The organism is Methylocystis sp. sgz306128 (assembly GCF_056032725.1).
Genome location: NZ_JBVYWO010000012.1, coordinates 31,902 through 47,858 on the forward strand (window position 1 = coordinate 31,902; position 15,957 = coordinate 47,858).

Annotated in this window: 11 protein-coding genes; 3 read left to right on the plus strand and 8 right to left on the minus strand. The window is 61.3% G+C overall.

Annotated elements, in window-relative coordinates:
* Nucleotides 1-156 precede the first annotated feature (156 nt).
* From AC0N03_RS14805 to guaD, 6 genes are all read right to left on the minus strand, one after another.
* Nucleotides 157-1,788, minus strand: a complete 1,632-nt coding sequence (locus tag AC0N03_RS14805) for an HAL/PAL/TAL family ammonia-lyase (RefSeq protein WP_474289586.1) — start codon at nucleotides 1,786-1,788, stop codon at nucleotides 157-159.
* On the minus strand, nucleotides 1,785-3,032 hold the full coding sequence (locus AC0N03_RS14810; protein ID WP_474289587.1) for an allantoate amidohydrolase: 1,248 nt from the start codon (nucleotides 3,030-3,032) through the stop codon (nucleotides 1,785-1,787). Before AC0N03_RS14810 ends, AC0N03_RS14805 begins: the two co-directional genes overlap by 4 nt.
* Complete coding sequence (gene puuE, locus AC0N03_RS14815; RefSeq protein WP_474289588.1) at nucleotides 3,029-4,447, minus strand: allantoinase PuuE; 1,419 nt, start codon at nucleotides 4,445-4,447, stop codon at nucleotides 3,029-3,031. Before puuE ends, AC0N03_RS14810 begins: the two co-directional genes overlap by 4 nt.
* Entirely contained in the window at nucleotides 4,448-4,798 is a 351-nt protein-coding gene (gene uraH, locus AC0N03_RS14820) for a hydroxyisourate hydrolase (protein WP_474289589.1), read from the minus strand.
* A 93-nt stretch (nucleotides 4,799-4,891) separates the two neighbouring features.
* A complete protein-coding gene (locus AC0N03_RS14825; protein ID WP_474289590.1) occupies nucleotides 4,892-6,223 on the minus strand; it encodes an 8-oxoguanine deaminase in 1,332 nt (443 codons plus the stop codon).
* Nucleotides 6,220-7,530, minus strand: coding sequence for a guanine deaminase (gene guaD, locus AC0N03_RS14830; RefSeq protein WP_474289591.1), 1,311 nt, complete (start codon nucleotides 7,528-7,530; stop codon nucleotides 6,220-6,222). The genes AC0N03_RS14825 and guaD overlap by 4 nt, the downstream gene beginning before the upstream one ends.
* Before the next feature lie 252 nt (nucleotides 7,531-7,782).
* Here guaD and xdhA point away from each other — a divergent pair, with 252 nt between their 5' ends.
* From xdhA to xdhC, 3 genes are all read left to right on the plus strand, one after another.
* A complete protein-coding gene (xdhA, locus tag AC0N03_RS14835) occupies nucleotides 7,783-9,249 on the plus strand; it encodes a xanthine dehydrogenase small subunit (protein ID WP_474289592.1) in 1,467 nt (488 codons plus the stop codon).
* Nucleotides 9,242-11,566 carry a xanthine dehydrogenase molybdopterin binding subunit gene (gene xdhB / locus AC0N03_RS14840; protein WP_474289593.1) on the plus strand — a complete coding sequence of 775 codons (2,325 nt, stop codon included), beginning with the start codon at nucleotides 9,242-9,244 and terminating at the stop codon, nucleotides 11,564-11,566. The genes xdhA and xdhB overlap by 8 nt, the downstream gene beginning before the upstream one ends.
* A gap of 94 nt (nucleotides 11,567-11,660) precedes the next feature.
* Nucleotides 11,661-12,461 (plus strand): xanthine dehydrogenase accessory protein XdhC, encoded by an 801-nt coding sequence (gene xdhC, locus AC0N03_RS14845; protein WP_474289595.1) that lies wholly within the window; start codon nucleotides 11,661-11,663, stop codon nucleotides 12,459-12,461.
* Between the two features lie 85 nt (nucleotides 12,462-12,546).
* Here xdhC and edd read toward each other — a convergent pair whose 3' ends face one another.
* Both edd and AC0N03_RS14855 read right to left on the minus strand, forming a co-directional pair.
* A complete protein-coding gene (gene edd, locus AC0N03_RS14850) occupies nucleotides 12,547-14,364 on the minus strand; it encodes a phosphogluconate dehydratase (protein ID WP_474289596.1) in 1,818 nt (605 codons plus the stop codon).
* Nucleotides 14,365-14,425: 61 nt separating this feature from the next.
* Nucleotides 14,426-15,889: a mannitol dehydrogenase family protein gene (locus AC0N03_RS14855; protein WP_474289598.1), complete on the minus strand. Its 1,464-nt coding sequence runs from the start codon at nucleotides 15,887-15,889 to the stop codon at nucleotides 14,426-14,428.
* Nucleotides 15,890-15,957 lie beyond the last annotated feature (68 nt).

Consider the following 15,957-nt stretch of genomic DNA (forward strand, 5'->3'; position numbering starts at 1 on the left):
GGCAGCGATGGTTTCGTTTGCCCGCTCCCCCGCCTTTCGACAGGCTCAGTGTGAGGGAGCAGGTGAAGCCGTCATGCGCGGGCTTGACCCGCGTATCCACAGTTTTTGCGTGGATGGCCGGATCAAGTCCGGCCATGACGGCTCTGTCTCAGGCTATTAACCCAGCTTGCCCACGGCCTGCTCCACCGCGTCGATCAGCCGGTTTGAGCGCACGAGATTGATGGCCTGGTTCATTTCCGTGGCATACCAGCGGTCGCCGGAAAGCGCGGGTTCAATTTCCTTGCGCACGGCCTCCAGAGCGGCGCGTGTGCCGATGCCGATGGGATGATCCTTGGCCAGATCCTCGATAAGCGAGAGCGCCTGACAGCTCATCAGGATTTCTCCGGCAATGACCATTTCGGCATTTTCAACGATGGTGCGGGCCTTGCGTCCACAATAGGTGGAGTTGGAAACGTGATCCTCGGCATTGCTCTTGCCGGGGATTGAGTCCACCGAGCCGGGGTTGGCCAGATGGCGGTTTTCCATCACCAGCGCCGACATCGAGCATTGCACGGTGGCAAAGCCGGTGTTGAGCCCTTTCTTGCCGGCAAGCAGGTTGCGCGGCAAGCCATAGGACATGGTGGGGTCGATGAGGCGGGCGAGACGGCGCTCGGAAATGGAGGAAAGGTCGGCGATGGTAATGCCCAGCACATCCATAGCCTGAGCGATATATTGTCCGTGGAAATGGCCGCCGGAAATAACGCTATAGGTGCTGTCGCCATTTTCGAAAATCAGCGGATTGTCGGTGGCCGAATTCATCTCGCGCCCGACGATGCCGTCAACATAATCCAGAGCCTCGCGCACCGGCCCGTGCACCTGCGGCGCACAGCGCAGCGAATAGACATCCTGAATGCGTGGCGAGGGCTTGGTGCCCGGAGCGCGGCTTTCTTCCGGATAAACGGTCATGCGGGCGGCTTCCGAGCAGCGCTTGGAGTCCTGTGTCAGTTTCAGGATATTGGCAGCCGTCTTGGCCTGTCCGGGATGCGGGCGCGCCTTGTGGACGCGCGGATCGAAGGCGGCAAGTTCGCCGCGCAGGCATTCCAGCGTCAGCGATACGGCGATATCCGAGAGCTTGAGCAGGCGCTTGGCATCTTCAATGGCGAGCGCGGCCAGAGCCAGCGAGACGGTCGAGCCGTTGATGAGGGCCGAGGCGTCCTTGGCGCCGAGCGTGAAATCAGGCGTGAGGCCGGCCTTCTGGATGGCGGCGCGCGCGGGCATGCGCCTGCCCTTATAGATGATCTCAGCTTCCGGCACGCCGCAGAGCGCGCCGCTCATATGCGCGAGCGGCGCAAGGTCGCCGGATGCGCCGACCGATCCCTTCTGCGGGATGACGGGATGGAGGCCGGCATTGAGAAAGGCAAGCAGGCGCTCCACCACCTCGACACGTGGGCCGGAATAATTGGAGGCAAAGGCATTGGCGCGCAGCAGCATCGTGGCGCGGGTGACATCTTCAGCGAAGGGTTCGCCGATGCCTGTGGCATGGGCAAAAATGCTCTTGATCTGATATTCGGCCATGTCGCTCATGGCGACCCGCGTATCCTTGAACAGGCCGACGCCGGTGTTGAACGAATAGATCATCGGCGCTTCGTCATGCATCCAGTTGGCCTCGAGATAGGCGCGTGTTGCGGCGATCCTGTCTCTGGCCTTGGGCGCGAGCGTCGCCTTTTCATAACGGCCCGATGAAGAGGGGCGGGCGATCTGCACCACCTTTTTGGAACTGAGCGTGTGGCCGTCGAGGGCAATGGTCATTGAACGTTTCCTTGAAGAGACTGGACGAAATCATGAAGAATGCGCGCGCCGAGGCTGATATCCTCCATGGCGGCAAATTCCTCGGGGTTATGGCTGATGCCATCCTTGTTGCGCACGAAAAGCATGGCCATGGGAATGCGACCGCGAAAGGCCATGGCGTCATGCCCTGCGCCGCTGGGCAGATGAAAGACGGGCAACTGGTTCCGGGCGAAAACGTCGTCGAACTGCCTCATAAGGCCCGTATCGCAAGGTGTCGCGGCAGCGTCGTAGCTGATGTCGAGCTTCGCGGTCGTGCCGCGACTGGCACTGATGCGGGCGATTGCCGCCTTTATGGCGTCCAGCGCCCTGAGCCGCGCCTCATCCTGCGGCGCGCGCACGTCGAGCGACAGCTTCACCGCGCCCGGCACCACATTGACCGCGCCGCCCGGCACTTCAATGCGGCCGATGGTGGCGACGAGATCGGGAGTTGCACGGGCAATCTCCTCCACGGCCAGCACGATCTCCGCCGCGCTGGAGAGCGCATCCTTGCGCATGGACATCGGCAGCGTTCCGGCATGGCCGGCCATGCCCCTGATGGTGATGGTGCCGCGGCTTGCGCCGTTTATGGCGGTTACGATGCCGAGCGCGAGATTCCTGTCCTGCAAGACCGGGCCCTGCTCGATATGCAGCTCGACATAGCCCAGCGTTGCCGAGGGATCGAGCGCTTCCCCGGCAATTCCTGTCGGATCGATGCCGAGCTTTGCCATGGCGGCGCGGCGCGTGATGCCATCGGCATCCTCGTCGTCGAGGCATCCGGGATCAAAGGTTCCCGCCAGCGCTTTCGAGCCACTCAAGGTTGAAGGAAAGCGCACGCCTTCCTCATCCCCGAATGCGGCGACCTCGATATGGAAGGGCAGCCTCTTGCCTTGACGGTGCAGGCTGTCGACCACGGCAATGCCGGTGATCACGCCCAGATTGCCGTCATATTTGCCGGCATTTCGCACCGTGTCGATATGCGAGCCGATCACGAGCGTTTTTGCATTGTTGTCAGCTGACCTGTAAATGCCGCGCACCGAGCCGGTGCCATCGACGCGGGTGCTCATCCCGGCCTCGTTCATCCAGCGCGTGACAAGCGCGATTGCCTGCCCATGGGCGGGCGAGAGATAAAGCCGAGTGAGTTCGTCCGGCTCATCCGTCAGGGTGGCGAGTTCATCGACCCGGGCCTGAAGCTGCGGGCCGGTCAGTGGGAGGTAGGGATCGCTCATGACGGCAGCCTGTCCTGAAGGCGCAGCAGGGCAATGCGCTCGATCTGCGTCAGGGCTTCGGCCATCTCGGCTTCGGCGCTGTTGTTCAGGCGGCTTTTAAACGCGCTCAGAATGTCGGCTTTGGTTTTTCCCTTCACGGCAAAAATAAACGGAAATCCGAATTTGCTTTTGTAAGAGTCGTTTAGCGCCGTAAATTCGCTTAATTCCTCAGCCGAGAGGCGGTCGAGCCCGGCAGAGCTTTGCTCTTTTGTTGAGTCCTCGGTGAGCTTGTTGGCCAACGCCAGCTTGCCCGCGAGATCCGGATGCGCCTTGATCAGATCAAGCTTCTGATCCGGGCGCGTGCCTCTCAAAGCCGCGACGAAGGCCGCATGAAGGCCGCCGGCGGTGTCGTGCCGCGCATCGAGGCCCGCCGCATAAACCATGTCGGCGAGATAGGCGCTATGCTCGAAAACATCGCCGTAAACCTCGCGGAAAAGCGCCGGCCCCATGTTTGACGGCCTGTACCCGCCCTGTGGCGGATGATGTTTTATCCAGTGACGGGCGATGTCGAGACGCGTCGCCACCCATACGCGATCATGTCCCTGCACATAATCGAGGAAGTGGGCGAGGGCAGCCGCGCGGCCGGGACGCCCGACAAGACGGCAGTGCAGGCCGATCGACATCATCTTTGGTGCGGTGTCGCCCTCGGCGTAAAGCGTGTCGAAACTGTCTTTCAGATAGGCGTAGAACTGGTCGCCGCTGTTGAAGCCCTGCGGGGTGGCAAAGCGCATGTCGTTCGCGTCCAGCGTGTAGGGCACGATGAGCTGCGGGCCTTTGGCACCTTTCATCCAATAGGGCAGTTCATCGGCATAGGCGTCTGCGGCATAGACGAAGCCGCCTTCTTCCGCCGTGAGGTCAAGCGTATTGAGCGACGAGCGGCCCTGATACATGCCCAGCGGGCGTGAGCCGCACAATTCGGTATGCAGGCGTATGGCCTCTTGTATATGGGCCATTTCGGCCTCGCGGCTGTAGTCGCGGTAATCGATCCATTTAAGGCCGTGCGTCGCGATTTCCCAGCCGGCCTCATGCATGGAGGAGACGATTTCCGGATAGCGGCCAAGAGCCGAGGCCACGGCATAAACAGTGACCGGCATCTTGCGCTGCGTGAACATGCGCCAGAGACGCCAATATCCGGCGCGTGAGCCATATTCATAGATTGATTCCATGTTCATGTGGCGCATGCCGGGCCAGGGTGCCGCGCCGACAATTTCGGACAGAAACGCTTCCGAGGCGGCGTCGCCATGCAGGATGTTGTTTTCGCCGCCCTCTTCGTAATTGATGACGAACTGCACGGCGATGCGGGCTTTGTTCGGCCAATTGGCGAAAGGCGGGTTGCGGCCGTAGCCGACCATGTCGCGGGGGTAGGAAGTGCTCATTTAACTGCCTCTATAGGTGGAATAGCTCCAGGGTGAGACCAGAAGCGGGACGTGATAGTGGCCTTCGGAATCCGAAATGCCGAAGCGCAGGGGCACAGTGGACAGAAACGGTGTTTGCGGCAGGTTGGCGCCCTGTGTCGCAAAATAATCCGCGACATCGAACACCAGTTCGTAGATGCCGGTTTTCAGGGTACCCGACAGCAGCGGCGCGTCGGTGCGGCCGTCCTGATTGGTGCGGGTCTCCAGCAGCAGCGTGCGGGCTTCGCCATTAAGTGCATAAAGCGCAACGCGCATGTGCGCGGCAGGCTTGCCGCTGGCTGTGTCCAAGACGTGGGTTGACAGGCGTCCCATTTGATCTCCGTTTTGTTTATCCCTCACCCTGAGGGAGAGGGGATGAATGGAACCGGTGCTTCTCTCCTTGGGAGAAAGTTGGGAAGAGGGCCCTCATGCAAACACTCTCGCCGCGCTGGCGTGGTCGGCCAGCAGTTTTGGCAGATCCAGCCCCGCCACATGGCCATCAACCACCCGCCATTGGCCGCCCACCATCACGCGGTCGGCGCGGTGCGCGCCGCATAGCACGAGGGTTGCGAGCGGATCATGCCCTCCGGAAAAACGCGGCTCGTCCAGCGTGAACAGCGCGAGATCGGCGCATTTGCCAACCGCGATTTCGCCAATGTCGGCACGCCCCAGACAGCGGGCAGATCCTTGTGTCGCCCAGCGCAGAACATCGAGATGCGTGACAGCGGCTGCGCCATATTTCAGGCGGCCGATCATCAGAGCATGCCGCACCGCTTCCATCATGTTGGACGAGTCGTTCGAGGCTGAGCCGTCGACGCCGAGCCCCACTGCTGCGCCTGCCGCCTCCAGTTCCTTTGTGGCGCATATGCCGGAGGCCAGCACCATGTTGGATGTGGCGCAATGGCAGATGCCAACACCATGTTTGCCAAGACGGGAGATTTCGGCGTTGTTGAAATGGATGCCATGCGCCAACCATGTACGGGGGCCGAGCCATCCGGTTTCTTCGAGCAGATCCACAGTGCGGCAGCCGTATGTGGCCAGACAGAAGTCTTCCTCGTCAGTGGTTTCGGCCAGATGCGTGTGCAAGGGTGCGTCGTATTTTGCGGCCAGTTCGGCGCTGGCCTGCATCAGGCTTTTGGTGACGGAAAACGGCGAGCAGGGCGCAAGGCCGATCTGCGTGTAGGACCCATGCGCACGGTCATGAAACAGGTTGAGAACCCTCTCGGAATCCTGAAGGATTTCATCCTGTGTCTGCACTACGCTGTCAGGCGGCAGGCCCCCGTCTTTTTGCGAGAGGTTCATTGAGCCGCGCGTGATGGTCATGCGGATGCCAAGCTGTCTGGCCTCATCGGCTTCAATATCAACGGCGTTTTCCAGTCCCGCCGGGAACAGATAATGATGATCTGCCGCCGTGGTGCAGCCGGAGAGCAGAAGCTCGCTCAGGGCAAGCCGCACGCCAATGCGGAACGTCTCCGGCGTCAGGCGCGCCCAGATCGGATAGAGCGCCTTGAGCCAGGGAAAAAGTTCTTTATTGATCGCCTGCGGATGAGCGCGGGTCAGCGTCTGGTAGAAATGGTGATGCGTGTTGATCAGGCCGGGCAGCACCACATGGCGGGAAGCATCAAACACCTGATCAACCTGCGTGACCGGCCCGGCGCCGGCAGCCACGCATTCGACAATCCGGCCATCGGCCACAACAATGCCGCGCGCGGCATTGTCGGCGAATATGGCCAGCGGGTCTTTGATCCAGAGGTTCATAATGTGTGTTCCAGCAGCGGGCTGTGACGTTCGCCCATGACATAGGTTTCGAGAATGGCGCGGTCGTCGCCCAGTGTCATGAGCACGAACAGTTCTTCCCAGAGGTGCTGTGTCCTTTCCATGCGATGCGCCATGGCGGGGGTGGCGCGGGCGTCGAGCACGACGAAATCGGCCTCCATGCCCGGCTTGAACGAACCGATCCGGTCTTCGAGACCGAGCGCGCGGGCATTGCCGAGCGTCATCGTGTAAAAGGCCATGAGCGGCGAGAGGCTGTGTCCCAGCAATTGCTGCACCTTGTAGCCTTCGGCTGCGGTTTGCAGCATGGAATAGGACGTGCCGCCGCCGACATCGGTCGCCATGGCGATGCGCACGCCGGCCTGTTCGGTCTTTTTCCAGTTGAACAGACCGGAGCCGATGAAGAGGTTTGAGGTGGGGCAGAAGACAGCGACGCTCTTTGTCTCGCAAAAGCGCGCAAGCTCGCGCTCCGAGAGATGAATGCAATGGCCGAAAAGCGATTTTTCGCCCAGCAGGCCATAGGTGTCATAGACGTCGGTGTAATCCTTCGCCTGCGGAAAGAGTTCCTGAACGAATTCGATTTCCTTCAGGTTTTCAGAAATATGCGTCTGCACATAGCAATCGGGGAATTCGTTTTTCAGTGCGCCGGACGCGAGCAGTTGCTCGTGGCTCGATGTGATGGCGAAGCGCGGACTGATGACATAGAGCTGGCGGCCTCTGCCGTGCCATTTTTCGATCAGGGTTTTTGTCTCGTCATAGCCGCGCTGCGGCGTATCGCGCAGGCCCGGCGGACAATTGCGGTCCATCATCACCTTGCCGCCGAGCATGCGCACATTTTTGGCGGCGGCTTCGGCGAAATAGGCCTCAGCCGACTCGGGATGTACCGAGCAATAGGAAACGGCAGTGGTGGTGCCGTGGTTGAGCAGGGTGTCGATGAAGAATTTTGCCACCATCTCGGCATGCAGCGGGTCAGCAAAACGCTGTTCCTCGACGAATGTATATTTATTGAGCCATTCGAGCAGTTGCGCGCCATAGGAGGCGATGACCTGCGTCTGCGGAAAATGAATATGCGTGTCGATGAAGCCGGGCATCACGAGATGCGGGCGATGGTCGATGATCTGGGTGCTTTCGTCCAGTTCGAAGCGCAGCGCCGAAGCCTCGCCGGCAGCCCTGACCATGCCATTCTCGATGACGAGCATGCCGTCCTCGATATAGCGGTAAGCGGCATCGCCCTGCACAGCAGGGTCGCCTTCAAACCAAAACAGCCGGGCGCGTATCGCGCGTTGAGACATTCCACCCATATTGAACCCGCGTTGCTGCTTCTGAGCCTGGCCGGAAACGATGCAGCTTCCGGCAAGCCTGGCATTGTCTTATGCTTGGCATTTGCAAAGGCTATGCCATACTAACGCGAGAAATCACCGTTCGGCTACGACAGAACGCGGCAGATTTGGGCCAAAAATTTGAAAGTCCTTCTTCGCGCTTTGTTCTTTGCGGTGGCTTGAAGCGTGGCAGGATAGTCCGGATTTGCTCCGGAAAGGACGACGATGCGCCAAACTCTGCGGTTTTACTTCGGCGATGATCTTGTGGAGCTCGGGGCCTGCCCGCCCGCGCGCACGCTGCTCGACTGGCTCCGGCTCGACCGGCAGAAAAAAGGCACGAAGGAAGGGTGCAACGAGGGGGATTGCGGCGCCTGCACCGTTGTTGTGGGACGCGTTGAACATGACCGGCTGACCTATCGCGCCGTGAATGCCTGCATCACCTTCATGCCGATGCTCGACGGGTGCCAGATCTGGACCGTCGAACATCTCAAACAGGATGGCGCGCTTCATCCGGTGCAGCGCGCCATGGTGGCCTTTCATGGTTCGCAGTGCGGCTTTTGCACGCCGGGCATCGTCATGTCGCTATTTGCGCTCTGGCTTAACGAGGTGCATCCGCATGTGGCGCGGATAGAAGATGCGCTTGCCGGCAACCTCTGCCGCTGCACCGGATATCGTCCGATCATAGATGCCGCGCTCAACATGTATGAGTTCGGCGCGCGGGACGAGGATCGTTTCATTCAGAGCCGGGCGGACGTGGAATCGCGCCTGCTGGCGCTGCGCGATCATTCGGGCGTACACATGTCGGGTGAGGGTGGAACGCTATTCGTGCCGGCAAGCATCGACGAACTGGCGCGTCTTTATGCTCAGAACCCTACGGCTACTCTGGTGGCCGGCGCAACGGATGTCGGATTATGGGTCACCAAGGGATTCCGGCAGCCTGATCCGGTGATCGCGCTCAACAGGGTCGATGAATTGCGGCGGATCAGCGAGAGTCCCTCTCAGATTGTTTTTGGTGCGATGGTGCCGCTCGGCGAGGTCAAGGCGGTGCTGGGCCGCCAGCACCCGCATATTGCCGAGGTTCTGCGGCGTTTTGGCTCCGAACAGGTGCGCAACAGCGGCACGATCGGCGGCAATATTGCCAATGGTTCGCCCATCGGCGACCTGCCGCCAGTGCTGCTCGCTCTGGGTGCGCGCCTCGTTTTGCGCAGGGGCGAAGCCGAGCGCGTCGTCGCTCTTGATGATTTTTTCATCGGTTACAAACAGCAGGATCGCGCCGAAGGCGAATTTCTGGCGCGCATCGAAGTGCCGCGGCTTGATCCGGCGGCGCTGTTTCATGTGTCGAAGATATCCAAGCGGTTTGATGAGGATATTTCGGCGCTCTGCGGCGCATTCCGGCTTGAACTGGCCGATGGCATCGTGAAGAAGGCGTATCTGGCCTTCGGCGGTATGGCCGCCATTCCCAAAAGGGCGCGCGCTGCCGAAGCGAGCCTGATCGGCAAGCCATGGGGGCACGCGAGCGCGTCCGATGCGGCTCTTGTGCTCAGTCTTGATTTTACACCGCTCACCGACATGCGCGCGACGGCGGACTACCGGCTGAAAGTGGCTGGCAATCTGATCCGGCGCTTTGCGATGGAGACGCTGGAGCCCGGGGTTGAAGCCCGCGTGACACGGATGGGAGGCCGCCATGCGTGACGAAGTGACAATGAAGGCGATCGATGGGGCGATGGGGCAGGCGCCCTACCATGATTCCGCGCACAAGCACGTGGCGGGCGATGCCGTTTATATCGATGACATGCCCGAGCCAAATGGTCTCGTCCATGTCTGTTTTGGTCTTTCCGACCGCGCCCATGCCCGGATTGTCAGCATGGACCTCTCGGATGTGCAGGCTTATCCCGGCGTGGTCGGCGTCCTGACAGCGCAGGATATCCCCGGTGAAAATGATATTTGTCCCGTGGGGCTGCATGACGAGCCGGTTTTTGCGACGGAATGCGTCATGTTTCATGGCCAGCAGATATTTGCGGTGGTGGCGAAATCGCGCGAGGCCGCGCGCCGCGCCGCACAAAAGGCGCATGTCGTTTACGAGGATCTGCCCGCGCATCTGGATGTGGCTGCGGCCCGCGCCGCCGGAGGCGATCTTGTCACGGCGCCGCTCAGGCTGGAGCGCGGCAATGTCGCGTTGGCGATGGCACAGGCGAAGCACCGTCTTAAAGGCTCGATGAAAATCGGCGGGCAGGATCATTTTTATCTGGAGGGCCATATCGCGCTGGCGGTGCCGGGCGAGGACGGCGACGTGACCGTTTATTCCTCGACGCAGCATCCGAGCGAGGTGCAGCACATGGTGGCGCATGTTCTGGGCGTTCCCTCGAACAATGTCACTGTGGAAGTGCGGCGTATGGGCGGCGGATTTGGCGGCAAGGAAACGCAATCCAATCTTTTTGCCTCGGTTGCCGCTCTGGCCGCGAAGAAATATGGCGTGGCGGCAAAGTGCCGGCCAGACCGCGACGACGACATGATCATCACCGGCAAGAGACATGATTTTGTTGTCGATTATGAAGTGGGTTTCGACGACGAAGGCCGGATCGAGGCCGTAGATTTTACCTATGCCGCGCGTTGCGGCTTTTCCGCCGATCTGTCCGGCCCGGTGACGGATCGCGCTTTGTTCCATTGCGACAATGCCTATTTCTATCCTGCGGTGCGTGCCGTTTCGCAACCTTTGCGCACGCATACCGTGTCAAACACCGCCTTCCGCGGCTTTGGCGGGCCGCAGGGCATGGTGGGGGCCGAGCGTGTGATCGAGGAGGTGGCCTTTGCTCTGGGTAAGGACCCGCTGGACATCCGCAAGGTCAATTTTTATGGCACATTCAGCCAGAACATTACGCCCTACCATCAGGAAGTGAGCGATAATATCATCCATGAGCTGGTGCGCGATCTGGAGAAAAACAGCCATTACGCCGAGCGCCGGGCGGCGCTGCGCGCAGCCAATGCGCGAAGCCCCGTGATCAGGCGCGGCATCGCGCTGACGCCGGTCAAGTTCGGCATATCTTTCACAGCCACCTGGTACAATCAGGGCGGGGCGCTCGTGCATGTCTACACGGATGGCTCAATTCAGATCAATCACGGCGGGACGGAGATGGGGCAGGGCCTGCATCTCAAGGTGGCGCAGGCCGTGGCCAGCACGTTCGATGTCGATCTGGCGTCCATCCGCATCACGGCGACGAATACCGGCAAGGTTCCCAACACATCGGCGACGGCCGCCTCTTCTGGTGCGGACATCAACGGCAAGGCGGCACAGAACGCGGCTCTCGCGATCAAGGAGCGTCTGATTGCCTTTGCGGAGAGCAAATGGAGTGTTCCGCGCAACAGAATAGTCTTCGCCGCCAATGAGGTGCGCGTGGGCGACGAGGTGATGAGCTTTGCCGCTCTGGTCAAGGCGGCCTATATGGCGCGGGTGCAGCTTTCAGCCACCGGTTTTTACAAGACGCCGAAAATCCACTGGGACCGTGCGGCGGGCAAGGGCCATCCGTTCTATTATTTTGCTTATGGCGCGGCGGTCGCAGAAGTTGCGGTCGATACGCTGACCGGCGAATACAAGGTCGAGCGCGTCGATATCCTGCATGATGTCGGGCGCTCCATCAATCCGGCGATCGACAGGGGCCAGATCGAGGGCGGCTTCATTCAGGGCATGGGTTGGCTCACCACCGAGGAATTGTGGTGGGATGAGCGCGGCCGCCTGCGCACTCATGCGCCGTCCACCTATAAAATCCCTGTCGCGTCGGATATTCCGCGCATCTTCAATGTTGAACTCGCGCATGGCATCGAAAATCACGAGGATACGATCCATAAATCCAAGGCCGTGGGCGAGCCGCCGCTGATGCTGGCCATGTCTGTTCTGCATGCGCTTTCCGATGCCGTGGCCAGCGTCGCGGATTACAAATATTGTCCGCGCCTTGATCCGCCCGCAACGCCGGAAGCCGTGCTTAATGCCATCGAGGCTCTGAAGGCGAAGTGAGCAGAGCCGCGCGATACACGCTCCTTTCACCGCGCGGGGGAAGGGGAGCCGGCCCGGGGTCCTTTGGTGCTGGCCGGATACGGGCGTTGGCGAGATGAGTCCATCGCGCCATCTTGCTGCTCTGCTCGCGCAGGGCGAGCCTGCAGTCCTTGTTGAAATCATCGGGGCCGACGGTTCGACCCCGCGCGAACAAGGTGCGCTGATGCTGGTGAGCGCGCAGGCCTCCTCTGGCACCATCGGCGGCGGCCAGCTTGAGTTTCATGCCATCGATCTGGCGCGGGAGATGATTTCGACCGGAGAGATGCAGCGGGAGGTCGTGCTGCATCTGGGGCCGCATCTGGGCCAATGCTGCGGCGGGCGGGTGACGCTCAAGCTCTGGAGGGCACAGACGGCCGATGCGACGGCGCTGGCTGCGCGCGAGCTTGTGCAGGCGCAGCGGCAGCCGGTGGTCGCGATTTTTGGCGCAGGCCACACGGGTCTGGCCTTATGCCGCCAGCTTTCGCTTCTGCCTTTCAGCACCGTGCTGATTGACGACCGCCCGGCAATATCGGGTGAAGTGCCAGCTGGCCTTGCCATGCTGCGGCTTGAGCAACCGCGCGAATGGGTGGCCGGGGCGCCGCCGGACACAGCATTCATCATTCTGACCCATAGCCACGCGCTCGATTACGCAATTGCGGAAGCCGCGCTCAAGCGCGATGACGCCGCCTATGTGGGGATGATCGGTTCCGCCACGAAAAAAGCGCGCTTCTCCGGCTGGTTCCTCCAGAGCGGCGGCAGCGCGGCGCAACTGGCGCGCCTGACCTGTCCCATTGGCGGGCATGATGTAAGGGATAAGCGCCCGGAGATCATCGCGGCACTGACTATTGCCGAAATCATCAGGGTGTTCGCAATGTGATCTGCCCTTATCCCCGCCTTCTCCCTGAGGGAGAAGGCGGGGTGTGAGCTTTGCCGCCTTCCTTTGGAAGAGGGATAGGCTTAAATCAGTTGAATATCGCGGCCCCCTGATCGGCGCGGCCGGCATTGGCGCGGAAAGCGGCGAAGAGTTCCCGTCCGACGCCAAAACCTGATTCCGTCAGGTCGGCGGTCACGGCTTCGCGCGTGTCCCAGATATCGGCGGCTACAAGCACGTCGATACGGCCGTTGATCGTATCGAGGCGAAGCATGTCGCCGTCCCGCAATCTCGCAATGGGGCCGCCGTCGACGGCCTCGGGCGTGACATGCAAGGCGGCGGGCACCTTGCCCGAAGCGCCGGACAGGCGTCCGTCGGTGACAAGAGCCACCCGGTAGCCTTTGTTCTGCAGCACGGTGAGCGGCGGCATCAGCTTGTGAAGTTCCGGCATCCCATTGGCCTTCGGGCCTTGAAAGCGCATGACGACGATCACGTCGCGGTCCAGTTCTCCGGCGCGGAAGGCTTTCTGCACGCTTTCCTGATCGTGAAAGACGCGGCAGGGGGCCTCTATGACCAGCCTGTCCGGCGGACAGGCCGAGATTTTGGCTATGCCGGTGCCGAGTGCGCCATGCAGCACCTTCAGGCCGCCATTGGTCTGGAACGGCTCCGTCACGGGGCGCAGAACGGTCTGGTCGCCGCTTGTCTGCGGACCGTCCACCCAATGCACATCGCCCGAGGCATTCAGGCGTGGTTCTTGCGTGTAGAGGCTAAGTCCCTCGCCGGCGATGGTGCGCACATCGTCATGCAGCAGCCCCTTGGCGAGCAGTTCCCGGATAAGGAAGCCCATGCCGCCCGCAGCGTGGAAATGGTTCACGTCGGCCTTGCCGTTGGGATAGACGCGGGCAAGCAACGGCACAAGATTGGCGATATCGGCGAAATCCGCCCAGGTCAGGCGAATGCCGCCCGCTGCCGCCATGGCGATGAGATGAATGGTGAGATTGGTAGAACCGCCGGTTGCATTCAGCCCGACAATGCCGTTGACGAAGGCGCGCTCGTCGAGGACCTGGCACAAGGGCGTATATGAATTGCCTTGCGCCGTGATCTCGAGCGCGCGCCGGGTGGCTGCGCTGGTGAGGGCGTCGCGCAGGGGCGTGTTCGGATTGACGAAGGACGAGCCGGGCAGATGCAGGCCCATGATTTCCATCAGCATCTGGTTGGTGTTGGCCGTGCCGTAGAATGTGCAGGTGCCGGGGCCGTGATAGGAGCGCGCTTCCGCCTCCAGCAATTCGGCACGGCCAACCTTGCCTTCGGCATGAAGCTGGCGGATATGGGTCTTCTCGTCGTTGGACATGCCGGATGTCATCGGCCCGGCAGGCACGAAAACGGCGGGCAGATGGCCGAAAGCCTGCGCGCCGATGACCAGGCCGGGAACGATCTTGTCGCAGACGCCGAGCAGCATGGCGGCGTCGAACATCTGATGCGAGAGGGCAATGCCGGTCGCCATGGCGATCACGTCACGCGAGAACAGCGAAAGCTCCATGCCGGCCTCGCCCTGCGTGACGCCGTCGCACATGGCGGGCACGCCGCCCGCCACCTGCGCTGTGCCACCCGCAGCACGTGCCGCTGCCTTGATGAGGTCGGGGAAGCGCTCATAGGGCTGATGCGCGGAGAGCATGTCGTTGAAGGCGGTGACGATGCCGATGTTGGGCGTCTCGCCGGCGCGGATGGCGGCTTTGTCGTCAGGGCCGCAGGCGGCAAAGCCATGGGCCAGATTGGCGCAGCCAAGCGCGCCGCGTTTCTTGCCGTGCCGGGCGGCATGCTCCATGCGCTCCAGATAGGCTGAACGCGAGGGCTTCGAGCGTTCGATGATGCGGTCGGTTACGGCTTTGAGGGCAGGGTGCAGGGACATGGTCAATCCTGATACGACGAAAGTTGGATCGTTCTTAAAGCGCTTTTAACGAAAAATCACGTCAGAAATTTTGCAGAGCGGCGCGGGCGCCGCCTTCGAACAGGCCGCGCGCCGCGGCGCTGACGGTTTTGCGGAACAATTCATTGTCGCGCAGATCACCAAAAACAGCGCCAATATCAAGAATTGCGTCGATGAAATCGCCGCTGCCTGAGGTTTCGCTTCTGATCTGCCCGAAGGTGGTGCGCAGCGGGTCCCGGATATCGATCGGCTGACCCTTCTCATCCGTGCCGTAAATATAGCGGATCCAGGCCGCGACACCGAGCGCATGCGCATCGAAGCCGTGTCCAGCCTCCATGAGGTCTCGGATGCTTCCAAGCAGCCGTTGCGGCAGCTTTTGCGAACCATCCATGGCGATCTGCCAGGTGCGGTGTCTGAGGGCCGTGTTGGCAAAACGCGCGATAAGCTGCGCCTGATAGGCGGCAAGATCGATGCTTTCCGGCATAGTGAGGGTTTTCGCACTGTCGCGCATCAGGCGGCCGATAAAGCGTGCAATGTCGGTATCGGCAATGGCTTCGGCCACGGTCTGGTGCCCGAGCAGATAGCCAAGATAGGAGAGCGAGGAATGGCTGCCGTTGAGCAACCGCAGTTTCATCAGTTCGAACGGGGCGACATCCTCGACGAACAGCACGCCAAATCTGTCCCAGGCCGGACGCCCCATGCTGAAGCGATCCTCGATCACCCATTGGCTGAAGGCTTCCGTTACGACAGGCGCTTCATCGTACAGGCACAGAGCCTGCGATATGCGGGAACGATCTTCAGCAGTTGTGGCGGGTACGATGCGGTCCACCATGGAATTGGGACAGGCAATTTCGGTCTCGATGAACGAGGCCAGATCATGTGATTGCAGCGCCGCGAATTCGGTCAGGATGCGGAGCAGAGTCGCGCCATTGGCGGGAAGATTGTCGCAGCACAGAATGGTGAAGGGGGCGATTCCGGCAGTGCGGCGACGGGCAATGGCCGCAGCCAGAAAGCCCAGAGCCGAACGCGGCTTTTCAGGATTGGCAAGGTCGTGCAATACGTCCGGATGTTCGCGGTCAAGGCGGCCCTTAGCCGGATGATGGCAATAGCCCTTCTCGGTAATGGTGAGGCTGACGATCGCCGTCGTGGCGTTGCTCATCAGCGCGATCAGCGCCTCAGGGTCTTCCGGTGCAACGAGCACCTCCGCAATTGAGCCGATGACGCGCAGGCTTTCGCCCTGTGTGCCGCTGACCGAAAGCGTGTAGAGCGCATCCTGCGGCGCGAGTGCGTTGCGCACATCGGGACTGCGCAGGCTCACGCCCGTGATCGCCCAGCCCATGTCGCCGCTGGCCAGCACATCGTCGGTATAGGCGGCCATATGCGCCCGGTGAAATGCGCCAATACCAAGATGAACGATACCGGCCTTCCGCGTGTCCAGTGGATAGCGCGGCCGTACGGCCTCCGGGAGCAGCGGCAGATTGGCTTTGTTCAGACGCGGAAGGTGCATGGCGAACCCTGTAGAAGACCTATTTTGCGTTTTTGCGGGATATTTGCCGGAGCGGCAAGGCCGGGCCG